The sequence below is a fragment of the Streptomyces sp. NPDC043176 genome, from assembly GCF_056436715.1.
On the sequence record NZ_JBWKCA010000002.1, the window covers coordinates 56,906 to 82,342 of the forward strand.

General features: G+C 71.6%; 27 protein-coding genes and 1 pseudogene. 5 read left to right on the forward strand and 23 right to left on the reverse strand.

All coding sequences use genetic code 11. The annotated features are described in order from the left end of the window. Positions 1 to 300 precede the first annotated feature (300 nt). From AC067A_RS02875 to AC067A_RS02890, 4 genes are all read right to left on the reverse strand, one after another. A complete protein-coding gene (locus AC067A_RS02875; protein ID WP_478614575.1) occupies positions 301 to 1,059 on the reverse strand; it encodes a hypothetical protein in 759 nt (252 codons plus the stop codon). A 23-nt stretch (positions 1,060 to 1,082) separates the two neighbouring features. Continuing rightward, positions 1,083 to 1,436, reverse strand: coding sequence for a hypothetical protein (locus AC067A_RS02880; RefSeq protein ID WP_478613670.1), 354 nt, complete (start codon positions 1,434 to 1,436; stop codon positions 1,083 to 1,085). Positions 1,437 to 1,787: 351 nt separating this feature from the next. Further along, positions 1,788 to 2,624, reverse strand: a complete 837-nt coding sequence (locus AC067A_RS02885; protein WP_478613673.1) for a relaxase/mobilization nuclease — start codon at positions 2,622 to 2,624, stop codon at positions 1,788 to 1,790. Then, positions 2,621 to 3,046: a hypothetical protein gene (locus AC067A_RS02890; protein ID WP_478613675.1), complete on the reverse strand. Its 426-nt coding sequence runs from the start codon at positions 3,044 to 3,046 to the stop codon at positions 2,621 to 2,623. The genes AC067A_RS02885 and AC067A_RS02890 overlap by 4 nt, the downstream gene beginning before the upstream one ends. Before the next feature lie 253 nt (positions 3,047 to 3,299). Between AC067A_RS02890 and AC067A_RS02895 the strand changes: the two genes are divergently transcribed. Beyond that, a complete protein-coding gene (locus AC067A_RS02895) occupies positions 3,300 to 3,863 on the forward strand; it encodes an HNH endonuclease (RefSeq protein ID WP_478613677.1) in 564 nt (187 codons plus the stop codon). A 61-nt stretch (positions 3,864 to 3,924) separates the two neighbouring features. Here AC067A_RS02895 and AC067A_RS02900 read toward each other — a convergent pair whose 3' ends face one another. From AC067A_RS02900 to AC067A_RS02990, 19 genes and pseudogenes are all read right to left on the reverse strand, one after another. Beyond that, complete coding sequence (locus AC067A_RS02900; RefSeq protein WP_478613680.1) at positions 3,925 to 4,416, reverse strand: hypothetical protein; 492 nt, start codon at positions 4,414 to 4,416, stop codon at positions 3,925 to 3,927. A gap of 208 nt (positions 4,417 to 4,624) precedes the next feature. Next, positions 4,625 to 6,424 (reverse strand): vWA domain-containing protein, encoded by a 1,800-nt coding sequence (locus AC067A_RS02905; protein WP_478613683.1) that lies wholly within the window; start codon positions 6,422 to 6,424, stop codon positions 4,625 to 4,627. After that, on the reverse strand, positions 6,421 to 7,563 hold the full coding sequence (locus tag AC067A_RS02910; protein ID WP_478614578.1) for an AAA family ATPase: 1,143 nt from the start codon (positions 7,561 to 7,563) through the stop codon (positions 6,421 to 6,423). Before AC067A_RS02910 ends, AC067A_RS02905 begins: the two co-directional genes overlap by 4 nt. A 178-nt stretch (positions 7,564 to 7,741) precedes the next feature. Continuing rightward, entirely contained in the window at positions 7,742 to 7,963 is a 222-nt protein-coding gene (locus AC067A_RS02915; protein WP_478614580.1) for a hypothetical protein, read from the reverse strand. Positions 7,964 to 8,019: 56 nt separating this feature from the next. Beyond that, positions 8,020 to 9,291, reverse strand: coding sequence for an MFS transporter (locus tag AC067A_RS02920; RefSeq protein ID WP_478613686.1), 1,272 nt, complete (start codon positions 9,289 to 9,291; stop codon positions 8,020 to 8,022). Between the two features lie 30 nt (positions 9,292 to 9,321). Further along, a pseudogene (locus tag AC067A_RS02925) lies at positions 9,322 to 10,432 on the reverse strand (hypothetical protein). Between the two features lie 47 nt (positions 10,433 to 10,479). Next, positions 10,480 to 10,938 carry a hypothetical protein gene (locus AC067A_RS02930; RefSeq protein WP_478613689.1) on the reverse strand — a complete coding sequence of 153 codons (459 nt, stop codon included), beginning with the start codon at positions 10,936 to 10,938 and terminating at the stop codon, positions 10,480 to 10,482. A 318-nt stretch (positions 10,939 to 11,256) separates the two neighbouring features. After that, positions 11,257 to 11,997 (reverse strand): glycosyltransferase family 2 protein, encoded by a 741-nt coding sequence (locus AC067A_RS02935; protein ID WP_478614583.1) that lies wholly within the window; start codon positions 11,995 to 11,997, stop codon positions 11,257 to 11,259. 50 nt (positions 11,998 to 12,047) lie between these two features. Then, the gene (locus tag AC067A_RS02940; RefSeq protein WP_478613692.1) at positions 12,048 to 12,611 is read right to left on the reverse strand and encodes a hypothetical protein; all 564 of its coding nucleotides are present in this window, start codon (positions 12,609 to 12,611) and stop codon (positions 12,048 to 12,050) included. Positions 12,612 to 12,631: 20 nt separating this feature from the next. Further along, positions 12,632 to 13,540, reverse strand: coding sequence for a hypothetical protein (locus tag AC067A_RS02945; RefSeq protein WP_478613694.1), 909 nt, complete (start codon positions 13,538 to 13,540; stop codon positions 12,632 to 12,634). 171 nt (positions 13,541 to 13,711) lie between these two features. Continuing rightward, a complete protein-coding gene (locus AC067A_RS02950; RefSeq protein WP_478613697.1) occupies positions 13,712 to 14,281 on the reverse strand; it encodes a hypothetical protein in 570 nt (189 codons plus the stop codon). Positions 14,282 to 14,314: 33 nt separating this feature from the next. Continuing rightward, positions 14,315 to 14,863: a hypothetical protein gene (locus tag AC067A_RS02955; protein WP_381619474.1), complete on the reverse strand. Its 549-nt coding sequence runs from the start codon at positions 14,861 to 14,863 to the stop codon at positions 14,315 to 14,317. Positions 14,864 to 14,883: 20 nt separating this feature from the next. Beyond that, positions 14,884 to 16,398, reverse strand: coding sequence for a VirB4 family type IV secretion system protein (locus AC067A_RS02960; protein ID WP_478613702.1), 1,515 nt, complete (start codon positions 16,396 to 16,398; stop codon positions 14,884 to 14,886). 28 nt (positions 16,399 to 16,426) lie between these two features. After that, positions 16,427 to 16,888, reverse strand: coding sequence for a DUF6238 family protein (locus AC067A_RS02965; RefSeq protein WP_478613705.1), 462 nt, complete (start codon positions 16,886 to 16,888; stop codon positions 16,427 to 16,429). A gap of 94 nt (positions 16,889 to 16,982) precedes the next feature. Beyond that, positions 16,983 to 18,455 (reverse strand): SCO6880 family protein, encoded by a 1,473-nt coding sequence (locus AC067A_RS02970; protein WP_478613708.1) that lies wholly within the window; start codon positions 18,453 to 18,455, stop codon positions 16,983 to 16,985. An 81-nt stretch (positions 18,456 to 18,536) separates the two neighbouring features. Then, a complete protein-coding gene (locus AC067A_RS02975; protein WP_391074054.1) occupies positions 18,537 to 19,916 on the reverse strand; it encodes an SCO6881 family protein in 1,380 nt (459 codons plus the stop codon). Positions 19,917 to 19,952: 36 nt separating this feature from the next. Beyond that, on the reverse strand, positions 19,953 to 20,645 hold the full coding sequence (locus AC067A_RS02980) for a hypothetical protein (RefSeq protein ID WP_391074057.1): 693 nt from the start codon (positions 20,643 to 20,645) through the stop codon (positions 19,953 to 19,955). Then, a complete protein-coding gene (locus AC067A_RS02985) occupies positions 20,645 to 20,959 on the reverse strand; it encodes a DUF6112 family protein (protein ID WP_190044102.1) in 315 nt (104 codons plus the stop codon). Before AC067A_RS02985 ends, AC067A_RS02980 begins: the two co-directional genes overlap by 1 nt. A 102-nt stretch (positions 20,960 to 21,061) precedes the next feature. Then, positions 21,062 to 22,177, reverse strand: coding sequence for a C40 family peptidase (locus AC067A_RS02990; RefSeq protein ID WP_391074060.1), 1,116 nt, complete (start codon positions 22,175 to 22,177; stop codon positions 21,062 to 21,064). 515 nt (positions 22,178 to 22,692) lie between these two features. Here AC067A_RS02990 and AC067A_RS02995 point away from each other — a divergent pair. From AC067A_RS02995 to AC067A_RS03010, 4 genes are all read left to right on the forward strand, one after another. Beyond that, entirely contained in the window at positions 22,693 to 23,448 is a 756-nt protein-coding gene (locus tag AC067A_RS02995; RefSeq protein ID WP_331452123.1) for a DNA-methyltransferase, read from the forward strand. 235 nt (positions 23,449 to 23,683) lie between these two features. After that, positions 23,684 to 24,235 (forward strand): DUF4913 domain-containing protein, encoded by a 552-nt coding sequence (locus AC067A_RS03000; protein WP_391075761.1) that lies wholly within the window; start codon positions 23,684 to 23,686, stop codon positions 24,233 to 24,235. Further along, positions 24,232 to 24,711: a hypothetical protein gene (locus tag AC067A_RS03005; protein WP_391074062.1), complete on the forward strand. Its 480-nt coding sequence runs from the start codon at positions 24,232 to 24,234 to the stop codon at positions 24,709 to 24,711. The genes AC067A_RS03000 and AC067A_RS03005 overlap by 4 nt, the downstream gene beginning before the upstream one ends. Before the next feature lie 17 nt (positions 24,712 to 24,728). After that, positions 24,729 to 25,430 carry a hypothetical protein gene (locus AC067A_RS03010; protein ID WP_478613716.1) on the forward strand — a complete coding sequence of 234 codons (702 nt, stop codon included), beginning with the start codon at positions 24,729 to 24,731 and terminating at the stop codon, positions 25,428 to 25,430. Positions 25,431 to 25,437 lie beyond the last annotated feature (7 nt).

Sequence of the window (25,437 nt, forward strand, 5' to 3'; positions counted from 1 at the left end):
CCGGGTCGGTGGGCGGTCAGTGGTGCTGGTGGTGTACGCGCTGGGTCTCGGCGAGGACCGCCTCCGGGCGGGCGCCGGCCAGCGGGGAGACCTGGTCGGGGCCGGTTGGGATGCAGGCGCGCAGGTAGCGGCGGAACAGGGCCGTCGGGAGACGGGGCTTGAGCAGGGCGGTGATCGGTGTGGGTGTACGGGGTGCTACGGGTTTCTCCGGAGGTCGAGCGGGGCGGGGCAGGCGGCCCCAGCCGAGGCCGGGGCCGCCTGAACGGTCTTACGGGGTGCAGCGGGCTGGTGCCTTCGGGCTCATCGAGCCCGGACGGCCGGGGCTCGGGTGCCGGCCGTAACCGGGGGCACGGACGCCGGGGCCGAGGTGGGCACGGTCCGGCCTGCCGGATGCTGGAGCGCCGTGCCGATGCCGAGCGCTTCGAGCTGCGGTCCGATCGCGCGCAGGGCACGGGCCTGCGCCTGGGTGTCGTCCGCGCCGAGGCGGTAGATACCGCTGCGCGGGTCCTGGATGAAGCCGTTCGCTTCCAGGGCGGCACCAGCCCGGTCGCCGATAGGGGCGGTGGCGACGCTGCCGTCCGGCTGCCAGGTCAGGACGAGACGGTCCGGCCGGGAGGGCTGGATGCCGCCCAGGGCGTTATCCCGGACCTGGGCGAGGGCGCTGTCGTAACGGACAAGGAGGTCGCCGGCGACCTGCTCGGCACCCAGGAACGGGTCGTCCGCCAGGGCGATGCCGTTGGGCTCGGGGACGGCGCGGTACGCCTCGTCGGGCAGGGCGCGCGGGGCGACGGCGGCGACGAGGAAGCCGTCGCGCTCGTCATGCCGCTCAAGGAGGACGAGCTGGGCGCCGTCCGGGCGGCTCAGGACGGCTGCCTGCCGCAGAGGATGCTCGGTGAGGGAGGCGGCGACCAGGTCCAGGTCCCAGATGCGATCAGCGAGTTCGGCGAGATCGTCCTTGGCGTCCGGCGGGACGTAGGAGCTGGTCCAGGTGTCGGGGAGTTCTCCGGCGAGGACGTCGGCGTACGAGGCGAGGCGCTCGGAGGTGTCGTGGTCGTGCATGGTGTCCTTGGGCGAGGTGAGGGTCAGCGGCGCAGGCCGGCGGCGACCGGGGGTGGCGGCGCCGGAAGCGTGCGCGGCGGGGGCGGGCAGGCGCACACGGCGGAGCGTTCGCGTTCGGTGGCGGGGACCTCTTCGGTGCAGGTGCTGCGGCCGGGGTGAGGGGCGTGCCGGTCGGCGAGCGCGTCGCGGGTGTGGGTGAGGTCGCTGCGGAGGACGCGGAGGTGCTCGTCGGCGAGGTAGCGCAGCCGCCGGGTGGTGTACGGGTCGGACGCCTGGCCGAGCCCGTCATGGAAGTCGGCGGTGGCAACCAGCACTTCACCCAGAGCGGTCACGATGCCGTCGTGAGCGGCGGTCAGTTCGGTCAGAGCATCGGCCACTTCGTCGGTGGTGGTGGCTTCGCGGATTCTCTGGGCGAGGTGAGTGACGGAGGCGCCCAGCGGCAGGTAACTGGCCGGACGGGATTCGGAGTCGAAGTCCTCGTGACAGTCGACGTGGTACCCGGCGGCGCGAAGCCGTGCGACGGCGTCGTTGGCGAGGCGGTTCTCGTCTGGCTCGGCCAGGCCGGTGGGGGCAGGGTGGTAAGTCTCGTGGAGACGGACGACGGCAACGAACCCGGCGCGCTGGAGGAGGCTGTGCGCTTCGGGGTCACCGCCACGCGCGAGGACTTCGTCGGCGGATCGCGGCGGATGTCCAGGAAGCGGGCGGCAAGGGGCAGAAAGACGTTTCTCCTACAAGGTTCGGTGGACGGGGCGCTGGACGGTGCAGGGGAAGGTGGCGGCCCGGGGCTGGACCAGGTGGTCGGCGGTAACGTCCAGGTCCTGCTGGATGGTGTGCAGGCGGCGGGCAATCAGCTCCAGGCGGTGCGCGGTGTCGCTGCCGGGCGGGGAGGCGATCAGGTACGCGACGTGCTCGACGAGTTTGCGGACCACCGCCAGGACGCCGGCCTGCTCGTCGGCGAGCTGCGCGAGCACGCTCGCGAGCTGAGCCGACGCCGTCTGCGCGAGCTGGGAGTCGGCCCGCGCGGACGCTGCGGCCGGTACCGGAATCAGCTGCAGGTCCTGTTCGATGCGGCGAGCTTCTGCCGCGAGCCGCCGCAGGACATCGGCGGGCGGGGCGTGCCATGCACCGTCGAGGTGGATCAGGTTGGCGATGAGGTCCAGGCGCCGGGGCTGGGCGTGGACGGCGATCCACCGGCAGCCGTGTCCCTTGCCCGGGATCTCGATGCCCGCGGCGCGGGCGAGTCGGTGGGCGACCTCGGCCCACTCGGGGCCGGTCAGATCCCGGTCGTCGGGATGGAGCCGGACATCGAGGTGGAGGATCGCCCGCCGGTCGTCGTCCGGACTGGCGCTGAACAAGTGCTCCAGGTATGGGTCTTCGAGATGCGCGGCCCACTGGATGGTGGTCCAGGTCTTCTGCTCGTCACCGGACGTGTGGCCGTCCAGTCCCGGCCAGTGAGCGACGACCGTGTGCTCGGGCAGGCTCTCGTGGGGTGAGACCGGGCGCCCGAGTGCCTTGGAGAGCGGACCGTACGGAGTAGGGGTCCGCTCGTGCAGACGCGGGATCACCGGCCGGCCCGGACGTCGGCGGCGTGCACGAGCTGGCCCACGGCGGTGGTGGTGTACCAGCCGCAGTCGATCAGGGCGTCGTCGCCGGGGTACTTCGGCAGGAGGGCGTCCTCCATGGCACGCAGGTGGATCAGGCAGTCCGGGCAGCGGCGCGAGAGATGCACGAGGTAGCGGGGGTGGGCAGTCACGTAGGACTGTTGCCCGCCGGTCGCGTCACGCAGGCGCCAGCCGTCCTCGTCGGTCGGCAGATGCCAGGACGGTGCGACCACGCGCATCGCGTCGCCCCACAGCTCGCCACCGGCTACGCCCTTCAGGACGACGACCGTGTCACCGGCCTGGAAGTGGGCATGGGTGACGTCCCGGTCGGGAGTGAGCGGGTCGGGAGTGAGCGCGACCACGGGGTTGGGCGGGAGCTGGGACATGCGATTCCTTCCACGCGGGGCGGATGCGGTGGGAGGAACAATGGTCCGGAGGATCGCCGGTTTGGCTAACCGGCGATCGTCGGCTATGTTGCGCCGCGAACGAACGGATCGGCGCCGAACCTGAACGCATCGGCCGATCCGGTGGTAGGCGACCGGGGCGCCTGTAACTCGCTGACGCGGTCGACCTTGCACCAGTCCGCCGCCCGTTGTCAGTGGTGCCCGCTAAGTTCCTCCCGAGCGCGGGGAGGGCGCATTGGGCCGCAAGAAGCAGGACATGTGGATCAGGCTGATGGTGCTGTTCACCAACATGGGGCGCTGCGTCTACTGCGATGTCGCAGAATCACAGGAGATCGACCACGTCATTCCTGTGAAACACGGGGGCCGGGACCACTGGTCCAATCTGGTCCCGGCCTGTGAGCCGTGCAACCAGGGCAAGAGCGCAAAGGGACTGTTGGCGTGGGTTGCTGAGCTGACGTATCAGCGCTACAGGGTGGAAGCCAGCACCTGGCCATACGGAGACAAGGGCCTGTGGTGGATGCGGGAGAGAATCGAGCGCGAATTCGACGAGGTCATGGCTCGCGTCGAGGGGGTCAAGTCGGAGTTGGACGACGAGGCGCGCAGGGACTGGTTCCTTGACCGCTATTGGCATCTCGGGAAGAACGATCCGGTCTACATCTGGCGTGGCTGGATTTCGAGCCACGTAGAGAAGGCCCGTGAGGAAGGCTGGCCGAAGCCGCCCCCGCCGCCGCGCATGAGGGTCGTGCGAACCCGCCTCGGGCAGGTGATGGAGCCGATCCCAGAAGGCGAGGCAACGTGACGGTGGCCTGTACACAGGAGGGCCTGCCTGTCGTACGAGCCCGACTGTGTGCTGGCCGACATCAGCGGAACGGGTTCTCCGTCCCGCGGTCGCCCTCACCGGCGGCATCCAGGAGTTCGAGCAGGTCAGAGCCCTCGGCTTCACGCTGGTCGATCCACCACCCGGCGCGGGTGATCGAGCGGGCCTTCTCTTCCAACTCTGCCCAGTCCGCCTCGTCCCAGGAACCCTCGACGACCAGGGCGGCGTACGCCGAGGTCATCAGCTGGTGGCGGGATCGCTCGCCCCAGTCCAGAGCCTTCTCCGGTCCCTCCAGCTGCGGCATGTCGAACTGCTTCGCCCACGCGGCGGCAGCCTCCTGCTCCGTAGCCCGCTTGGCCGCGCGCCACTCCTCCTTGGACTGCGTGTCGGCGTCACGGGCCGCCTTCCAGCAGTCGGTGCAGTCCCGGCCGGCGAGCCAGCGGGCGAAGCCGGCCCGCCGGTCGGCCGACCGGTTCGACAGATCGTGGGTGACGGTGTGTCCACAGTTGTGGACGACCTCGAAGGACGTGGCCACCCCCGGCGAGTTCCGCTTGATGGGCGTTACGTTCGAGGTCCGGCTGCTGGTCTGGGTCTTCAAATCAGGTGCCTCTCGTTGGCGGTTGGGGTGATGGCCTGCGTCGTTGCGCAGGGCCGTGCATCAGATGCGCGATTCATGCGGCGAACGGAGTAGGTCCGGAACGCCTGGTGGTTGTCTCGGGGACGCTTCCGCCTTCTGCGTCGTCTCAGCGCGTCCTGCGGATGGCGTCTGTGGCCGCCGTGGCGATGGCGGCGGGAGCGCTGGAGGGCCGGGGCAGGTGCAGCAAGGTGGTCCCCGGCAAGTGGCGGGACTCTGCGGTGAGGGTGAGCTGGAGTACGGCGCAGCCGGCGGTCGTGAGCCGCTTGACGCGGGTGACGGCTTGAGCGGTTTCGTCGCTGCCGTAGTGGGCGTCGGTGACGATCACGAGGAGGCGGCCGGCGCCGGGGCGGCTGAGTTCGAGGCCGTGGTCGAGTGCGTCGATGGCGTCGCCGAGGTTGTGGTGGCCGCCTGTGGCGTCGAACGTCGTCACGCGCTCTGGTGCTCGGTGGCTGGGTCGGGTCAGTGCGGTCAGGTGCCTGTCATAGGCGATGGTGGCGGTACGGGAGTCGGGGTCGGTCAGAGCTGCTGCGCGTGCCACGATCCAGGCAGCGGACGCGACGGGCGCGCAGGCGGCACGCATGGAGCCGGAGACGTCGACGGCGATACCCACGCGCAGCGGTGGGGTGGGGGAGTTCCGGCGGCGGGTGTGGGTGAACGGTTCCGCGGTGGGGACCGATCCGGCCGCGCATTGAGCGTCGCGGGCGAGGGCCGCTCGCATGTTGAGGCGGCCGGGCGGGGTGGGGCTGGTGGTCCGTTCCTCGGTCCGCTCGCGGTAGGCGGCGGCACGCAGGGCGCGGCTCAGGCGTGCGGCGGCACTCTGCTCGGCGGCGGTGGGCCTGCGGGTGCCGGTGACCGGGTTGTTGCGAGGCGCCGGTGTGCCGTCGGGGGCGACGGTGGTGCCACGGGGGTTGAAGACCGACTTGGCGGTGGCGGCGGCTTTGCGCCGCTGGCCGGCCCGCTGGGCGCGGTCCTGAGCCTGCGCCTTGGACCGGGCGGCCATGGCGTTGGCCGCTGCGGCCTGTGCCGCGAGGTCGGCGGCGTCGGTGGCTGCCGTACTGTCCATGACGACCCCCACGGCGCCGGACAGCAGATCGGTGAGGTTCTCCGGCACGGGCAGGGCGGGGGCCGCCGTGTCCAGAGCGTCGCACCATTCTTGAGCGTGCGAGAGCATGGTCGTGGCGTCGTGGTCGCCGCACTGGTGAGCTGCGGTCCAGATACTCGTGAGCGTGGCCAGCAGGTCTGCGCCCAGCACCTTTTCGCACAGATCGGCGACGGCCCGGGTCTCGCCGGCATCCAGGATGCCGACATCACGGCGGCCGAGGACCAGGGCCGCCACAGCGGCGGCGTGCTCGATGCCCTGGAAGGTGGGGTGGGCGATGTCGGGCATGACCAGGGTTCGGGCACTGGTGCGCAGGTACGTGCGGTCCGTGGGCCGCGTGATCAGGTGCGCGCCTTCGACACGGCTCTCCTCCAGCAGGAGCGCGGCCTCGACGACACGGGGGTTCGCTCCAGCAGGCGCCGTCCAGACGGAGTGGGCCGCGTGCGCGGCCTCGTGGACGAACACTCCCCAGGCGGCGGGATACCGCTCCTCGTCGCCCACGATCCGCGGATGGATCTCGTGGGGCTTAAGCGGGGCGAACAGGCCGGCGTCGAACTCGACCTCGCCCAGAGTCGGGAAGTAGGCGGCCGGTGCGCCGCTGCGCGTGCCGGGGCGGCAGGTGACGAGGAGGTCCTGGCGGCCGGAGAGGGCGACCAGCCGATCGCCGAGTTCGGCTCCCACGCGCAGCCACGCGGCCGGGGAGGAACGGGGCTGCGCGGGCGGGGCGCCGTCGTCGTCCCATCGCGCGAGGTCGGCGTCGTCCTCCGGCGTAGTGGCGGGGGCCTGGACGTGGCGGTGGGCGCTCATCGCGAGCGGCCCCGGTGCGCGGAGCCGGTGCTGCCCGGAGGCTGCCGGACGGCCGAGGCGGAAAGCTGCTTGCCGAGGGTGAGGGGCGCGACCTCCTTGACGCCGACAGCCTTGATGACGGCGGCGGCGACGGCGTCGCGATCCTCCACAGGAGCGATGCCGACCAGGTTCGCGAGCGCGGCCTTGGTGCCGAGGACGGCCTCGGTCTTCTGGTAGCTGAGCAGTTCCCGCAGCTGGGGGGCCCAGCCCAGCTCGCCGAGTTCGACCTGGCGGGAGAGGTGCCGGGCGACCCGGACCACCCGGGCATCGATCTTCAGCGCCAGGGCGAGGTCGTAGTCCGTGCCGATCTGGATCTGCACGCTGAACCGGCTCGCGAGCGCCTCCGTCAGCACCGCGCCGTGGACGCCGGGATTGTGGCCCGCCACCACGTAGAAGCCCAGCTCGGCCTTGATGGTCTCGCCCTTGTGGGCCTTGACCTGGATCTGCCTGCGCCCGTCCATCGCCGGATACAGCGCCGCCAGGACCTTCGGCGAGATCAAGGTGGCATCGTCGATCAGCAGGGCGCGGCCCTCGGTCATCGCGGTGACCAGCGGACCGTACTGGAAGACGTAGTTGCCGCCGTCGTCCTGTGTGTACTCGCCGATCAAGTCGCCGACCGTGGTGTCGCCGTCACCGGCGACGGTGAGCAGGTCCGGGAACGCCGCCTCGACCAGACTCGTCTTGCCGGTGCCCGGAGGGCCGTAGAGCAGCACCGGCACGTCGGCATCGCGCAAGCGATTCAACGCCTCGACGTCGGGCAGATCGGCCAGCTCCCGGGGGTGGTAGAGCTGGCCCCCCGCACGGCGGATGGGGCCGGTCTGCCTGGGCGTGGCTGCCGCGAGAATGGTCGTGCGGGCCGTGGCCGCCTGGGCGCGGGGAGAGTGGGTGCCCGGCGGACTGATCACAGCGGTCTGCGCAGCTGCGGCGGTCTTCGCGTTCGCTCGGAACTCCGGTTGTCCGGTTCCGCCTTGGTCGGCCTCCCCGCGTGTCACCAAGGTCAGGGCCGCGTTGCGGACGGCGCCGTGGGAGTGGCCCAGCTGCCTGGCCATCTCCCCGATGGTGAGCGCGTCCGCCGGCCGGTCGGCCAGCAACCGGGCCACCTTGGCCCGCAGCTCGCCGCCCTTGGTGCGCACAGGCGTTACAGGTGTGGTCAAAACGAGATTCCTTCAACAGGTGCGGGTGGGGTTGGCGATGCGCTCGAGAGGCCGACCGATCCGGGACCGGATCACGGACTGTGCCGCCATCGGCGACGGGTCAACCGGGGCGCACCGTCGGCGATCATCCGCCGACAGAGGACTGAGTCCAGGTGCACGGGGTGTCCGGCGACGAGCAGTTCGCCGGCTGCCGAGCAGGCCCGCGCGTCCGCTCCGTATCAGGTTCCGTCGCTCGGCAGGCGCAGACTGGCGCCTCTTCGAATCCGTCCTGGAGCAGGATCCGCCGGGCGGCGGCGTTGTAGCTGGTGGTGGTGATCTCGCCGGTGATGGTGTGCCGGATCGTCATGAACGGCTCTGCTGGTGCTTCGGGCATGGAGGATCTCCTATCGGTGGTGTCGTGGATCAGGGCGTCTTGTGCCGGCCTCCGGGCGGGCGACGGTGCCGGCCGCGGCGGTCCTGGAGTCCGGCGTGGCCGAGGCGACGGCGCGCGGCGAGCAGGACGACGAGCGCGAAGGCCGCGCCGGCGGCAGGGAGCACGGCGGTGGTGAGGGGCTGCTCGGCGAGGCGCCCGGCCAGGGCGGTGCCGGCGGACTGCCCGGCGCCGATCGACAGGATCAGCCACGCGTACGCCTCGCTCGTGCGACCGGCGGGGGTCAGGGCGTCGGTGGTCACGTAGGCGCACGCGACCACGACGGTCAAGAACACACCGGGCACGGCGACCGCGGCGGGAGCCGCGTACGGGCCCGGGAGAGCAACGAGCGGCAGCCAGCCGGCCAGGAAGAACGTTCCGCCGCCGATCAGCCGATCCGTGGTGGTACTTCTCCAGCGGCGGCGTCCGTAGAGGAGGCCGCCGAGGAAGCTGCCGGTCGAGAACGCGGCGGGCAGGATCCCGGAGAGCAGATCCTGCCCGTGGCGCTCGGCCATGGCGACCGCCCACACGTTCATAGCCCCGATCGCGAACCCGATGCCGGTGAGGGAGACGAACAGCAGCACCAGGCCAGGACTGGCCAACCGGTCTGCCACCCCGGTCTGTGCCTGCGCGGACGGTGTCGGACGCCAGCGCCGGGACGGCGGCGCGAAGGCGACCACGACGGTGCCGACCAGACCGAGGCCGGCGGTGACGGCAAGCGCGACGGGCGGGGTGTACGAAGCGGCGAGCGCGGCGACGAGCAGGGGGCCGGCGATGTACAGCAGGCCCTGCGTGCCGGTGTCGAGGGCGAGCGCGGCGTGCCGCAGCCGCGAGTCAGGCAGCACGCTCGGCCACAGCGCCCGGAGCCCTGCCTCCAAAGCGGGCGTGGTCAGGCCGCCGGCGACGACGATGGCTGTGGCCAGGCCCGGTCCGCCGAACGGTCCGGCCAGCGGGAGGGCCACCAGGAGAGCCGAGTTCAGCAGGGCGGCGGGAAGATGGACTGCGGTCTGGCCGAAGCGGTCCATGAGGCGCCCCTTGACCGGCTGGGCCAGCGCGGACGCGAGCCCGTACAGGGCGCTGAGCAGCCCGCCGAAGGCGATGCTGCCGCCGCTCGTAGTGGCCCACAGGACGATGGCGACGGGCGCCATGCCGTTGGGGAGGCGGCCGACGAGGGTGCCGCCGAGCAGGCGGGCGACGTACGGGCTGCCCAGCACCGCGCCGTAGGTGATGCGCGGTGCCGGGGCAGGGGGTGCGGTCAGGGACAAGAAGGGCTTTCTCTCGTGGGAGGCGACGCCTCAGCGGTGGCGGGCGGCCGTGCTGGTGCGAGGTGGCGGCGTGGGCGGTGCGGTGTCCACGGCAGGGCCGGGGCGGAAGCGCGGTACGGGAGTGCGGTGCGGCGGCAGGACGGCGACGGTCGCGCCGAGGTCCTCGGCCGCCTCCTCGACTTCGCGGGTGAGGAACTCGACCTGGCGGCCGAGCGCGGCGAGCCGGGCGGCGATCTGACGGCCCTGCACGGTCTCCAGCGCACCGGCGAACTGGGCCCCGGTTTCCAGGAGTTCCTGGAGGCGGGCCATCGGGCCCGCCTCGTAGCCGCGCTGGGTGGCGCTGAGGAGCGCGTTGGACGCGTCACCGGCGTGCTGGGCCTCGACGATGTCCCGGATGAGTTCCTGCAGCGACACCTCGGGCGCGGGCGCGGCCCGGTTGAACTCGGAGACATCGGCCCGCAGTACACCGGGCGGAACTGCGGCGGGCAGGATCTGTCCTGCTTCGTATTCATGGGCGTAGTGGCCGATCACCTGCCAGCCCGGTGCGTCCGGGTCGCCTCTCAGCGCGACCACCGTCGAGTCGTCGTTCTCGACCAGGTAGGCGAGGGTGATCGGCTGTCCGTCCGCGGCGTACCAGGACTCGGTGAGCCGGAGCTCGCCCCGCCTCTGCGCTGCTCGGGCCAGCTCGGTCCACATCTGCTGCTCTTCGCCGGTCAGCGGGGCCTTGTGCTGTTGGCGCTGGTCGAGGTCGGCGAGGTGACTGGCGATGAAGCCGTGGTCCGCCCAGGTGGTGAGGTGCGGCCACAGAGCCTTGTACTGGGCGCGTTCGCCCGCGAGGCCGGGGGCGGTCGGCCGGTCGAGCACTCGGCGGATCGCGGCAGTGGAGGCGGCCAGGCTGTCCAGCACGGTCCGCCACCCGACCAGGTGGCGGGCGGGCGGCAGCTCGTCGAGCGTGCGGCGGGCAGTGTCGAGCAGGGCGTCGGCGCACGGCGCACGGCGCAAGGTACGTGGTGTACGCCTCGACGGCCGCCTTGTCGCGGTGGGCACGCACATCTGCGGCGGCGTCTGGGTGGACGGTGCGTCCGTAGCGGTCGCGGGTCATGTCCAGCGCGGTCTCGGTCTCGCGGTCGATGACCGCCATCCGCAGCCGGAAGTTGCGGGCCCCGTCGGTGAGGCTGCTTCCGGGTGTCATCGGGATCGCCCGCCGCCTGCGGCCGTCAGGTGGACGGTGGGCGCGTAGGTGGGCCTTGGCGGGATCGGCCGGGCGGTCGGTGGGGAGGTGGTGGGTGGCGCTGTGCGCTGTGTGGTTCGGCCGGCAGCGGCCTGCGCGAGCCGGCTGCGCCGCTCCTGCAGGCCGCTCGGGCGGACCGGGCGCGGCGGGCCGGCCGATGCAGCGGGGTCGAGAGCGATGTCGGCGTGCACTGTGTAGCCCTGTCGCCGCAGGTCGTGGACGGCATGACGGGTGCGGCGGGGGCCGTCGTTCTCGGGTTCGACGAGCCGGTACAGCCGCGGTTGCCCGGGGACGGGCTCGAACTGCTCTCGCTCCAGGAACCAGTGGGCGAGGTGGGCGGGCATGGAGGCGGTGAAGGAGGCGACGAAGCCGTAGTCCTTGTGGGTACCGAAGGCGAAGTGGGTGCCGGGTTGCAAAGGGGCGGGATTCTCCTCACAGGTCGGTGGTGGAGCTGATCGGCGTCTGTCATGCGCAGGGCGGCAGTGCGAAGGGCTCAGTGGAGTAGGAGCAGCGAGAGCCGGTGGCGCTGGCGCGCGCAGGCCGGCATGGGGGAGGGGCTCATTGCCGGTGGGCCGTACGGCGGATCAGGGCCATGACGGCGGCCTCGTCGGTGCCTGTCGACAGGCGGCCGACGCCTCCTTCGTTCGGCAGGAAGTCCGTCCCCGCCCGGGCGCTGCTTGCCCGTGGTGATGCCGACGCCCGTGCTCCGCCTGGGCAACGGGGCGTCCCGCGTGTCAGCCGTGGACCGGATCCGCGCGGCTGTCCAGGATGGAGCGAAGACTGTGGCCGTACTGCCAGGCGTGATTGCGGGCCGCCGCCTCCAGCTGGTCGTACCCGAGCTGGGCCGTCATCTGCCCGCCCCACTTCCGGTACCGGTACACGGGGACCGGGAGCAGGACGCCGGGAGCGAGGTTCGAGGTGCCGACGGCCGCCATGTAGTCCTCGCCCTGAACGAGTCCGCCCATGCCGCCGGCTGCGCGTACGAGGCGGGTGCGGGCGAGGATCGTGGTCGGTCCGATCGGGATGGTGTCCTCGGGGCGCGGCCAGTAGGTGATCACGTCGCCGGCCTCGTGGTAGCCGGGCGGGGTGGGGCACTTCCACAGGCGCGTCGTACCGTCCGGCAGCCAGTCTTCGCTGTATCCCGCGACCCACCCGAGCCGGTCGGTGAAGGCTTCCAGACGCAGGCCCAGGCTCCAGTCGGGGAAGAGGTCATCGTCATCGGCCCAGTTCACGAACTCCGTTCGGACCTGGGTCAGGCCGAGGTTGCGGGCGCAGGCAGCACCGACCGGACGCGGCAGAACGAGGGGCCGGATGCGCGGGTCGGCTGCAACCGAACTGGGGAGCAGCTGCGGGTCGGCCCCGTCGAGAACGAGGACGGCTTCCCACGGCACGGTCTGCCGGGCGAGGCTCGCGTGCATCTCCTCCAGGTAGGGCAGGCGCTCGGGACGGAGCTGGGTGGCGATGACGACGGTGATCTGCGGGACGGACAGTGAAGGGCTCCTGTGTTTGGAGTGGGGCGGGGCGGTCAGCGACGGGCGGCCGTGCGGGACATGCCTGGCGCTGCGGGAAGAAGGAAGGCTGTGGACGGAGCTGGGGAGCGGGCCGGCGTGACGGTGGGCCAGGAGGCGGGGTTGCCGAAGTCGGTGAGAGGGTCGGCATCCCAGTCGACGACGGGGCCGGACGTGGCGTACATGGTGGGGAACACCTCGACGCCGGAGGGGCGCAGGACGTATCCCCACTCCACGTCCATGTTGGCGACGGTCGTCTCGGTGACCGTGATGCGGGTCGGCGGCGAGCCGTCCGGGGTGATCAGGTTGTCCAGGGTTCGGCTGGGCCAGGGCTGTCCGCCGGTAAGGGCGGCGACGGTCCCGGGCGGTGCTCCGTCGAGGAGATCGCTGCCCAGCTCCTCCCAGCCGATGGCGACGTTGTCCACGAGGTGCCGGGTCATCGCCTCCAGATCACGGCCGAAGCGGTACTGAAAGGCGGTGACCAGCAGCGGGAGCTTCGAAGCGGGCGTGCCGTCGAAGCTCACGTACACCCCGGTGTACCCGGTGGCGGTGGGGCGGGCGATGAAGGATCCGGTGGTCAAGGAGAACGCTCCAGGAACGGTTAGCGGCTGGGGGAGGTGCCGGGCCTCGACGAGCTGGGCGGAGCCGGAGGAAGGGACGGCGTGGGTTCCCGGGCTGCGGACGCTGGCGCGGGGACGGGGGCGTACTCGGCGCGGAGGTTTTCCAGGTCGGCCTCGGTCACCTTGACCACGGCTGTGCGGATGCTCTGGGCCGCCTCCCGCAGAAGGCGCTGGGCTTGGGGTGTGTGCCGGTGGTCCTGGCCGCGCCAGAGAGCGACCCCGACGATGTGCCGGGCGATGTGGTCGAGCACCGGCGCGGTGAACCCGGCCAAGTGGTGCGTGATCGCGCTGACCTCGGCGGGCGTCTCGGCCGCCCCCAGGGCGGAGAGGAAGGGCGTCAGGACCGGGAGTGGCAAGGGCTCCTGCGGGAGCGGATGCTCGGCGAGAAAGGCTGCCGCGTCCCGGCGGGCGTACCCACGAAGCACCCTCGGGGGCGTAGTGGTGCTCGTGTCGGGGGCATTGAGCAGTCCGAGTTGGGCCAGCCGCAGGTCGATCGCATGGATGAGGGGCGGGACGCTGCCGCCATGCACGGCTTCGGGCCGATCAGGAGTGCCGGAGTCGTAGATCACCTCGAACAGCGCTTGGTCGTCAGGGTGCTCGCGGGTCACGATCCACCCCTCGGGGTCCCCCGGCGGGCGGTCGGACGAGGGCTCCTGAGGTGGGCCGATGATCAGGTGGCTGTCGTCGGGGAGCGAGACGCGCACGATGTAGGCGCTGAGGCCGTACTCGATGTCGCATTCCAGCCCGCGCTGGCGCAGGGGCGTGGTGATGTGCGAGTGGCGGGACCACAGCTCCTGCCACCAAGGGGCGCCGACGTGGCGGTGATCGGGAAGCGGAGCGAGCCGGCCGGCGTGACGGGCTTCTGCGAGGTTGTCGCCGTCAGCGTCCACGGCTCCTCCGGCGGAGAGTAGACGCGCTGCGCGGTGAAGGCGTGTGGCGTGCGGAACCCCGCTGTGGCTCCTCGGGCCGGCAGGCGGTCCAGGCGGCGTCGGTGGGGTTGGAGGGGCGGTTCAGAGGTCTCCTTGACGAGGTGACGTCGGCGCAGGTGCTCTCGGCGCGGGTCAACGGTGACGTGCGCTCGGTGGGGGCGACGGCGGTGCCGCTACCGCCCGTTGGGCGGGCGCGGGCAGGAAGCGGTGGAGGTCGAGGTGAGCGTGGAGTTCCTTGGCCGCTTCGCCGATCGATTCCGAGGTGCGCCGCAGGTAGGCGCGCGCCGTGGCGTGGTCTATGACCATCGAGTTCCCTCGGTACCGCCTGGTGATCGGGCCCGCGGCCCGGGAGAGGGAGAGGGCGGTCTCCGCGGTCTCGGCGAAGTGCGGTGCTGCGTGGCTCGACATCGTGGCCGCGGTCGCGAGGTGGGCGAGGACAGTGCGGCTGGCACGGTTCGCGCTGTGGGAGCTGCGGGCGAAGTCGGCCGCCAGCCGGACGACGTCGCGGGAGAGGTCCTGCGCGTCGACGGCATGCTGGAGCAGCTCGGTGTACGACGGTTCGGCCGGCACGTCACCGGTGTCGTCGAGTAGCTGCCACTGTTCGGCGGCGTCGAGGAATGCGGTCTTCAGATTGTCGAGCGAACTGATCAGGCGGAGGGTGTCACCGCGCGGTATCAGCTCGCCCTGGATGTCGCGATTCATGGATCTCTCTCCTGTGCGGGGTATGGGCGCTGGTCAGCGTCCTCGCGGGGGGTTTGTCGCAGCGGGAGGTGCCACAGGGTGGGCTGGTGCGGTCGTGGTGCTGACCGAAGGCGCGCGCGAGATCTGCGCGGCGTGATCACGCAGGTGCTGGGCGGCCGTGCGCAGGGCGGTGCCGGTGTGGTCGAGATGCTCTTGGAGGACATGCCGGACGGCGTCCGGCGTGGGGGTGCGCTTGGTGGAGGAGTGCCGGATGTTCTCGTGGAGGAAGCCGAGACGCTCGATTACCTGGCCGAGATGGGCGAGGGCGGTGCCGAGAGGGGCCGCACACCGGGTGAGGGCTGCGGTGCCGGAGCGTTCGGCGTGGCCGTGCGCCGACGGGATCTCGGCTTCGTGGCGGTTGCTGGTTTCCAGCTCTTCGCTGATCTCGATCACGTAGTGGGCGATGTCGCCGACCATGCTCTGGATGGCCGGACTGATGTCGTCGCCCCGACGCAGGTGCTCGGCCTCGGGGAGGTCGTTGAGGGTCCTGTCGATGCTTCGCGCGAGCCGGATGAAGTAGACGGGGTGGGTGATATCAGGCATGGAAGGGTCCCGGTGGCCTTTCAGTGCATTCGGGCGTCGGTGTCGAAGAGCGCCAGCTCGTGACTGTGCAGGAGGTGCTGCACGATGAAAGATCGTCCGGCGACCTTCCACAGGCCCCGGCCGCGGTTCAGGTGCGCGATGGCGTCCATCTCGACCGAGGTGAGGCCGAGCAGGGAGGCCGCGGCCTGGAGCTGGTCGTTCTCCTGCCGGTAGATGATGCGGGTGGAGCAGTCGGCGAGGAGGCCCTCGGCGAGAGCGCGGCCCTGTGATCCGGCGTCGCCGGCGGTGAGCAGGTCGGACAGGCGGTGGATCACCAGGAGGTTGGCGATGCCGAGGCCGCGGGAGAGTTTCCACTGGGCCTGCATCCGCTGCAGCAGGCCGACGTGCCGCATCAGGCGCCATGCCTCGTCGTACACGATCCAGCGCCGGCCGCCGTTCGGGTCGGAGAGGGCGGACTCCATCCAGGCGGAGGCGCAGGTCATCGCCAGGACGAGGGCCGTGTCGTCTCCGGAGCCGCCGAGCCGGGAGAGGTCGATGGTGAGCATCGGCGCGTTCGGGTCGAAGGCGACGGTGGAGGGGGCGTCGAACATCCCGGCGAGGTCACCGTGGACCAGGCGCCGCATCGCGTGGGCCAGGTCTCGGGCCGCGTCGCCGAGCTGTCCCGACATGATCCCGGCGGCCTCGTCGAGCGCCCGGGGATCGTTGAGGGTCGCGGCGATGTCGCCCAGGAGCGGGGTGCGGCCGGTGGCGGCAGCGTGGCTGACGACGGCGTCCAGGGCGATGTCCAGGGCGGTGTGCTCCATGGGCATCAGGTCCCGGCCGAGGACGGTCCGGGCGAGGGAGCCGAGCAGGAGCAGGCGCCGCTTGCGGATCTCGCCGACCCAGTCGGCCTCGGAGACGCCCGCGGGGCGCGGGGCCGCGTCGAGCGGGTTCAGCCGGCCGGGCAGTCCGGGCCCGAGGGCCACGGACCGTCCGCCGAGGGCCTCTGCCACCGGTGTCCACTCGCCCTTCGGGTCACACGGGACGTAGACGCGGTACCCGAAGGCGATCGAGCGCAGCGCGAAGGACTTGGCCAGCGCGCTCTTGCCCTGGCCGATGACGCCGGCCAGGAGGAGGTTCGGGTTGGTGAAGCCCTCGACCTTGCCGTACAGGGCGAACGGGTCGAAGACGAAGGACGCCTCGGCGTGGACGTCGCGCCCGATGTAGATGCCTTCTGCGCCGAGGCCGCCTTCGGCGAGGAACGGATACGCGCCGGCGGCCACGGCGGTGGTCATGCGGTGGGCGGGGAGTTTGAGCCGGTTGTGGCGGGCGGAGGCGGGGCCGGGGCGTCCGCCTGGAGGGTAGAGCGGGGCCGGTGTCTCGTGGTCGGCCGATGTGGTCTCGGTTTGGTGGGCGCTGGCTTCCGCGCGGGCCTTGGCGGCGGCTTCGGCGAGCTGCCGGCGAGCGGCCTTTCGGCTGGCCCGGTCGGTGCCGTGGGGGGTGAACAGAGGAGAGGCGGAGGCGCGGCGGGCGCGGCGGGCGGGCCGGTGACTCATCGGAGGCCCTCGTTTCTGCGGGTCGTGCTCATCGCGCGCAGGCCGTGGTGTGCGCGCCGAGGTCGGTGGGGGTGGTTTTGCGCCGGACGACGTGGCCGGCGGCGAGGTGGCGCTGGCAGATGGTCAGCACGGGCGGTCCCTCGGGCAGACGCTCCGGACGGCACATGCTCGACTCGGTGCCCGCCGTCGTGCTGCTGGGCAGCAGGTGGAACGCGGCGTGGACTTCGCTGGCGGCCTGCCACAGGTGGGTGTGAGCGGCGGCCAGGTGACGGCCGGCTGCCGGGTGCGGTGGCCGGGTGGTCTCGGCGAGGCGGTCGAGGAGCTGGAGCACGGTGGTGAGGTGGGCGTGGAGCACGTCGAGGTGCAGGCGGTCCGCCGGCGGGGGCGGGCCCGTGTCCGACGGTGCCAGTGCGCGGGTGTGGTGGCGTACTCCGGCGTTCGCGGCGCGGAGATAGGGGTGGGCGTCGGCCGGGTGGGCGGGGGAGGTCAAAGGTGGTGGTCCTTCCTGCCGGGAGGCAGGGGTGGCGACGGGGGTTCCGCCGCAGATGATCGGAGGGGGCCAGCAGGACCGGGGCGGGCCTGGGTCACAGGGCGGTCCGGGCGAGCGGGAGCGCGCTGAGGGCGAAGGCGTCCGGCTGCTGGTAGTTGAGCCGGCGCAGGTCGACGCCCGAGGTGACGGCGTGGGTTTCGATCTGCGCGCAGGCGGCGTCCAGGAGGGCGTCGGTCTCGGCGGTGACGGTGATCAGACCCGTGAGGGCCACGTCGGCGTGACCGGCGATGAGCTGGCGTTCGCGGGTTTTGACGTCGGCGTACTCGACGGAGTCTTCCTCGCTGTCGACCTGTCCGCGGCGGGCGCGTTCGTTGGCGTCGGCGATGATCGCGGCCTTCTTCCGCTGGACGTCCCGCAGCGCGGACTCGAGCCCCTGCGGCACGTATATGAGGGAGAGGCTGCGCCGCACGCCGGCCGTGAACATCAGCCCGTGCAGGAATCCGGCCCCGATCTCGGTGCGTGGCCAGTTCTCCACCCAGTACGTCGCATGCCGTGCGCTGTCGGTGGCGATCCGGTCGTACTCCTCGACCTGGACGACGGGTCCGGCGGCGGCTGGGTCGGCCTCGGCGCGGCCGGTCTCGGACCACTGCTGGAGTGCGCCGAGGGCCTTCGGGTCGTAGGCGGTGCGGATGACGGCGGCGATCTCCCGCGAGCTGAGCCATCCGGTCACCTGGAGGCCGGCGGTGCGGGCGGCCTGGGCGATGGAGGCGGTGGTCTGCTCCATGACGGTGAACGCTCCGGGCAAGCCTCCGCCGGCCTGAGCGATGAGCCGCTTGGCGGCCTTGAGGTCGAGGGAGATGGCGAGGTAGGTCTCGTGCGGGGCGGCGGCGGGGCCGGCGGAGGCGACCAGCTCGGAGTAGATCTGGCCTGCGACCGGGGCCTGGGGCTGTCCGTTCTGGGTCCAGTGGCGGGTGAGGGTGTCGCCGCTGTCGGGGACGGTGCGTTCCAGGACCTGCACGGTGGCGATGTGCCCGCTGCGGGCGATGCTCGCCAGCGCGCGTCCCCAGCTGGTCACGTTGTGGATTTGGGTGGCGGGGTCGAGGAGGGCGAAGGCGCGGCTGGTGACGCGGGCGATGGCGGTCAGCGTCTGCTGGTGGGGGTCGTGTACGGCCGCGGCGCCGTTGGCGGAGTCGCCGGGGGTGACCACCTTGAGGGAGGCGGCGCTGCCGGGCAGGTGCAGGACGCCGTCCTGCCGGGGGCGGGTGACGGGACGGGCGAGCCAGAGAATCTGGCCGGTGCGGCGGCGGTGCGCGTGGCGGGCGACGATCGGCATCCAGTCGATGAGGGAGCGGCCGTGCCGGCGGATCGCGACGAGCGCACCGGAGGCCGCCCACAGGGGGGTCAGGGCGACGGCACCGAGCAGTCCGGTGGAGACCACCGTCATCAGCAGCAGGGCCAGAGTGGCGGAGACGAGGACCAGTTGGGGCAGGGAGAGGCCGAGGAGGATGCCGCGGCGGGACCGGTGCGGGAACTTCACCGTGACCGGGGCGACGGAGAGATCAGTCAAGGGACGGGTCCTGGGGACGCGGGTGGAACCCGGGGGCGGGAGGTGGCGTGCACGTCCCGCCCCCGGTAGTCGGGCAGGGGATCAGAGGCCGGCCGGAGGCGGCGGTGGTGAGGCAGCTCCGCCGTACGTGGCGTTCTGTGAGCCGAAGGACGGGGATGCGCCCTGCGGCGGTGGGGTCGTGGTCGGCGGAGTGGACTGCCATCCGCCGCCCTGGCCGGAGGCGCGGTTCGTTCCGGAACCACCCTGCCCCGGGCTGCCGCCCACCTGGCCGCTGGTGTCGGCGGACACGCTCGTCGGCGCGGGCTGGACGGCCTTGTCCAGACCGGACTTGATGGCATCACCACCGGGCGAGACGCCCGTTCCGCCGCTCGACGAGCCTTCCTCGCCTTCTCCACCTGCGCTGGTCGGGTGGGAGGCGATGTCACCGGGGAAACCACCGCCACCAGCCGCGGACGGGCCCTGCGGGGCGGCGCTCGCTCCGGCTGCCGCACCACCGGTTCCGGCGGTGGCCGCCGCTGCGGCGGCCTTCCGGGCGGCCTTCTCGGCATGTGCCTTGGCGATCTGGGCCCCGGCGCCGCCGGCCCGGTGGATGGACTCGCCGTCCGTGCCCTCGGCCGCCCAGTGCACGAACTTGAAAACGGCGTATGGGCACAGCAGCACGAGGACCATGATGACGATGCCGGCCATGACGTCGGCGAGAGCGGCCACACCGTCCTTGGCCTCCGTCCGGCCCATGGCGGCGATGCCGAGCACGAAGATCACGGTCATCAGCAGCTTGCTGACCACGAGGGTGGCGGTGGCCTCGATCCAGCCCCGGCGCCAGCGCCGAGCGACCTCCCAGCCGCCTCCGGCGGACGCGAAGATCGCCAGGGTGACCATGACCAGGATGCCCACCTTGCGGACCATCATCACGCACCAGTAGAGGATCGCGCCGATCGCGGCACCGAGGCCGGCGACGACCGGTACGAGCCAGCCCAGTCCGGCGAGGGCGCCGATCTGGTTGACCTTCACGATGCGCCGCACGGCTGAGGCGATGTCCAGCTTCGCGGCCTTGAACAGGCCGTCGGAGATCGCGTCGACGACTTCGACGGCGACCGTGGTGAAGGCGATGGCGCAGAAGGCGAACAGGACGCCGCCCATGGTGCCGGTGAACGCCTGGGTCAGGGCTTGTCCGTCGCGGCGGACGGCGGCCCGGACCAGCTGCGCGCAGAACGTGGCGACCAGCAGGACCAGGCCCAGCGGCAGCAGCATCTCGTAGTTGTCGCGGAACCATCCGGCGTTCAGGTCCACCTTGGTGGTGGTGTCGACGGCCTCGGCGGCCAGGTCGGCGGCAGCGGCGGCGAGCTCGCCTGCCGACTTCGCCATCCAGTCGCCGATCGCCTTGCCGGGGTTGGAGGCGAAGTCCACCGCGTCGCCGACGGCGCACAGCTTGTCCGCCAGGGGGAAGTCACAGAAACCCACGAGGAGTTACTCCTCCTTTCTTATGTCAGGCGCGGGTCACTGCGTGACGCTCGGAGCGATGGCGGCGAGAGAGCAGTCATGGCTGGGCCGGCACTGCACGGCGAGCGTCACGGCGCGCGCCTCGGCCCCGGCGCCGCCGTTCTTCCAGGCGATCTGCTGCTTGCCGTTGACGGTGACGACGTAGATGTACGCCTTCGTGATCGCGGAGGGGTCCTCGGTCAGGGCCTGCTTGAACGCGCCGGGGTAGTGGCCTTCGAGGGCCGTTCCGGTGGCGTTCTGGTCCTGGTCGGCCATCCGCGACCACAGCACCGGATCGGGCACCTGCCCGACGACGGAGGCCCAGTCGGCGTACTTGGTCTCGCTGGTCATCCACGCCCGCATCCCGGCGAGTTGCTGGTCGCGGCTGGTGGTGCGGGTGTCGTAGGACCACAGCATCTGGGCCGCGGCCTTGGCGTAGGCGACGGGCTCGGCGATCCGCGGAGGATGGGGAACAGACCCGGATCCGGCCGCGGGCTTCGGGGCGGCCTCCGAGGAGGACGTGCTCGACGCCGGGGCCGGAGCGGCGGAGTCCGGCACCTGGTGGCCGTTGTTGCTGCCGGACAGCCAGGCGACGACGGTGGCGACAGCCAGGAGGACGGCGACGGTGGCGGCGACGATCGCGATGCGCCGGTTGGCGGACCAGCCAGCGCCGTACGAGGACAGCGAAAGGGAGGGGAATCGTTTCTGCATCACTGGACCTGCGACCCGAGGGCTGAGAAGAAGCTCACGATCCCGTTGGCGGCGCCGAGGCCGAGGGCGGCGCCGGCTGCAACGACCGCGCCCTTCTTGCCGTTGGCCTCGGCCTGGTGTCCACCGGTGTGGTGGCCCCAGGCCCACACGCCGAGCGAGACGGCGAGGGCACCGACGACGGCGATGATCCCGAACATGTTGATCGAGTTGACGACGTTCTTCAGCACGGAGAGTCCGGGCAGGCCGCCGCCCTTAGGCGAGATCCCAGGGTCGAAGGCGAGCTGGATGACGTGGTCTGCGAGGGGGAGGGGCATGGGTGTGGCGGGGCTCCTTGCGTGCGCAGGCCGAGCGGGCCCGGGCGGAGGTGAAGAAGAAGAGGGGGAGGGGCGCGAGAGCGGCGCGAGAAGGGGCCGGCGTCAGAGGACGCGGCGGGCTGCGAGGACGTCCCAGTCCTTGAGCGGCGTGATCCGGACGGGCTTGCCGGTGCGCGGGGCCTCGATCACGAGCCCCTCGCCCATGTACATGCCGACGTGTTCCGGACGGGCCGCGGTACCGCGGCTGAAAATCAGGTCGCCGGGCTTGAGCGCCTTGACGGAGACGGCCTTGCCCTCGTTGACCTGCGTGTACGTGGTGCGAGTGAGCTGGATGCCGGCCTTGGCGTACGCCTGCTGCATCAGGCTGGAGCAGTCGCAGCGGCCCATCGGATCAGGGCCGTGTGCGGCCGTGCACGAGCCGCCCCACTGGTACATCGTGCCGAGCTGGTGCATCGCCCAGTCGATCGCCGTTCGGGCGCGCGGGTCGACGTCCTTCGGGATCGAGTAGCCCTTCGGGACGGCACCCTCGGGGATCGGCCCGTACTGGGACCCGTCCTGCGTGCTGCAGCTCGTCGAGGAGGCGGTGTCACCGGTCTCGTCGCCGGCACCCTCCGAGTTACCGGGGAAGGTGGCGGCGATGGCCTTTTGCAGGGCGGTAGCCAGCGGCTCCCACTGCGCGTACGCGTCCGGGAAGCCGGACTTCTGGACTGCTTGGGCTGCCTGGGTGACGGTCATCTGCTGCCAGCCGTCCACGGCGAGAAGAGCCTTGTAGAAGCGCTCGCTCGCGTAGACCGGGTCACGGATCTGCTGGGCGGTGCCCCAGCCCTGCGAAGGGCGCTGCTGGAACAGGCCGAGCGAGTCGCGGTCCCCGTAGTTGAGGTTGCGCAGCCGCGACTCCTGCATCGCCGTGGCGAGCGCGATGATCTGACCCTTCTTCGGGACGTCGAGGCTGATGCCGGTGGCCACGATCGTCTGGGCGTGGGGGATCTGCTCGGTCGGCAGGTCCAGGCCCTCGACGCGGACATCCTCGCCGGACGCCCCGTCGAGGATCTTGGTCACTTGGTCGGCGACCTTGCCGGCGTCGATGCCGGTCAGGCAGTTACTGACGGAGCCGGTGGTCTGCACGGCTTCGGCGGACGCGGCCAGCGCCATGCCGGTGCCGGCGATCAGGAGCGGGGAGAGGAAGACGGCGCCGATACCGGCGGCGAGCGCCTTCAACCGGTTCGGATGGCTCGCGGGTCAGCGGTTTCGGGCAGGAGTGGGTAGCGAGACGTCATAGACGTGTCCTTCGGGGTGCGGTGTCCGGCGTGCCGCGTGCGCGAGGCGTGTCGGAAGGGCGCGGCAGCCGGGGTGGGCGATCGGTACGGGCCGGCGCGGGCGAGTTGCCGCTCGCTCCATGCGGCCGGGCCGTGAGCTAGGTGTGCCGGGGCAGGGGGAAACCTCCGTGAGGAAGGGCAGGGGAGTAGCCATCGGCGGTGTGCGCCGGGCGGTTCAAAAACAGTAAGCGCGAATTGGCGGCTGGCCAAAAAGTGGCGCGGAAGGTGCCGGAATCCGGGACCTCAGCCATGCACTTCTTGGTCGTCGGCGTTTTCGCCTCTACAGTTTTTGGACTCCCCTCGCCCTCCTCGGTCTGCGGCCCTGGGCTTCTGCATGCCCGTCTTCGGCCCGCGAGGACTCCTTTTGTGCGACGGGCAGTTCCCTCCGTGCTTCCACACCCGAATTGGGGTTCCTCTTTGCCTTTTTCCCTGCACCACGGTGATGCCCTCAGCGTTCTTGCCGGTCTGCCGGACGACTGCGTCGACTCCGTCATCACCGACCCGCCGTACAACAGCGGCGGGAGGACCGCGAAGGAGCGAACCACCCGCTCCGCCAGGGCGAAGTACACCTCCGCCGACGCCCAGCACGCCCTGCCGGACTTCACCGGCGAGAACATGGACCAGCGGTCGTACGGCTTCTGGCTGACGCAGATCATGACCGAGTCCCACCGCCTCACGAAGGAGGGCGGCACCGCGCTGCTGTTCACCGACTGGCGCCAGCTCCCCGTCACCACGGACGCGATCCAGGCGGCCGGCTGGCTGTGGCGCGGGGTGCTCGCCTGGCACAAGCCGCAGGCCAGGCCGCAGAAGGGCCGGTTCACGCAGAACTGTGAGTTCATCGTCTGGGCGTCAAAGGGGGCGATCGACGGCTCCCGGAACCCTGTCTACTTGCCGGGCATGTACAGCGCCTCGCAGCCCTCGGGAGCGAAGCGCCAGCACATCACCCAGAAGCCCGTCGAGGTGATGCGCGATCTGGTCAAGATCGCCCCGCCGGGCGGCACGGTGCTCGACTTCTGTGCCGGCTCCGGCTCCACCGGCGTCGCCGCCCTGCTGGAAGGCCGCGACTTCATCGGGGTGGAGAAGACCGCGCACTATGCGTCGATCGCGGCCGACCGGCTCACCGAGACGGTCCGCGGGACCCTGACGCAGGACGACGTGGTTCTCGCCGTCTAGAGCGTCAACTGCGCTGCCCTCGGGGGCCACCGGCTCTCTTTTCCAATCCCTTGCGGTTTCACGCCGCCAGCGTGCTCGTCATTCGCCGGCCGGTCTGTGTGCCGCCATCCGTGTCTCATAGGAGGCCGTACTTCTCATGCCCGAATCCACAGAGCCCGCGGATGGCGGGATGCTGGAGCCGGTTCGCATTCCGGACCCGCAGCTGGAGGGAATCGAGGCGAGCGTCCGGCGGCTCATGGAGCAGTCGGCGCAGCAGGCCCGGCAGCTCGACCACCTCTCCTCCGCTCCGGCCCCGGACCGATCGCCGTTCGCCGCGTTCGGCATGCCCGAGTTCGGCGGGGGGCATCCCGCCGTGCCGTCGGAGCCCCGCCCGATCCTGGAACTCGCGGGGGAGGAGCGCGAGGACGAGCTGGACGCCCTGTCGGACTGGGTGGACGACTTCTTCCTCTCCGTCTACGGGGCGGAGGTCACCACCGCGGCGCCCTGGTGCCTGCAGTGGCAGGAGCACGACGACGTCGTGGCCTGGCTGCATGCCCTGTGGCTCGCCTACCAGCAGCACAAGGAACCCGACGCCGGCCTGGCCGGGATGTTCGTGTGGCACCGTGACTTCCTCACCCACGCCATCGCGGCGATCCGCGCGCCCGGCGGCCCGCTGTCGGCCTGCATGACGTCTCCCGACCGGCCCGCGCACCGCCTGCTGTCCGGCCCGCCGCCGTCCGCCCGTACGGAAACGGCGAGCGCAGCGCAGCCCACCGGTTCCGCGGAGCTGGACGAGCCGACGTCATGAGCGCGGGACAGCCGGCCTTCGGCCTGAGCTTCGACCCCCGTGCTCTGACCGACCTCCTGCAGGCGCCCGGCGACATCCGCGACCTCACCCTCGCCTACCTGCAGGAAGTCGTGAACGCCGAGCGCTTCGGGCTGCGCCTCACCGGAGACCTGGAGGGCTACCGCAAGCTGTTCGTGGACGCCCGCAAGGACTGGCGCGTCGTTTACGGGCTCCGCCCCGCGCCCGCGGAGTCCACACATCAGCGGGAGATCCACGTCGTCGCGGTCCGGCCGCGCGCGGGCAACGACGTCTACGACGAGGTCGGCCGCCGCCTGGGGATGACGCGCCGGCCCTTGAGCGCCCGCACCCACGCGGCACGCTCCCGCTCCCCGCAGCTGACCACCCGCGCTCCCGTCCCCCGGCCCGGTCCGCCGCTCTCCGGCATGCCGGGCCTGCCCCGCCCTGCGCAGAATCCCGCGCACCATCACACCCGCTGAACCCGTGGAGCTCGCCTATGCCCCCTGAACCCGCGCCGGCGGCAGGCCGGCGTGCGGCTTCTCCGCTCGACCACCGCATCGAAGCCGTCACCGGCCATGACGTCGACACGCTGTGGGCCTTGCGAGACCGCGGTGTCCTCGACGAACCGCACGCCCGTCTGGTCGACCGGCACCGCGAGCTGGCCAGGGCCCAGACCAGCGTCACGTTCTACCTCAAGCTCCTCAACCGCCTCTCCAGCGGCGAGTTCCCCGTCGACACCGCCTGGTTCGAGCGCGTCGACCGTGCCGTGGACCAGATGGAGGAGGCCGCCGGTGAACGTGACGCCGCCGCCCGCAAGGTGCTCGCGGCCCTGGAACCCATCGAGGCCGCCACAGCAGCACCGGTGCGCGGGGAAGGAACGCTCACGACCGAGGACCAGGCGGCACTGCTCGCTATCGCCGGCGGAGCCAAGCTGTATGAGCACCTGCTGACCGGCCGGCTGTCGGTGACCGTCGCCTCCGGCACCCGTATCCCCTATGCCGAGGTGCGGAAGCTGGAGGACGCCGGCCTGGTCGTCCGGGATACCGGCCACCCCTTGCACGCCGGCCAGCCGGTCGCTCTGACCGATGCGGGCCGCGCCGCGCTGTTCGCGGCCCGCCGGGCCCCCACCACCAGGCAGGTGACAAAGCCCCCGGCCCGGCCTGGGGCATGGCCGTCCACCCCGGCTCGGCGGCGCTGATCCCACC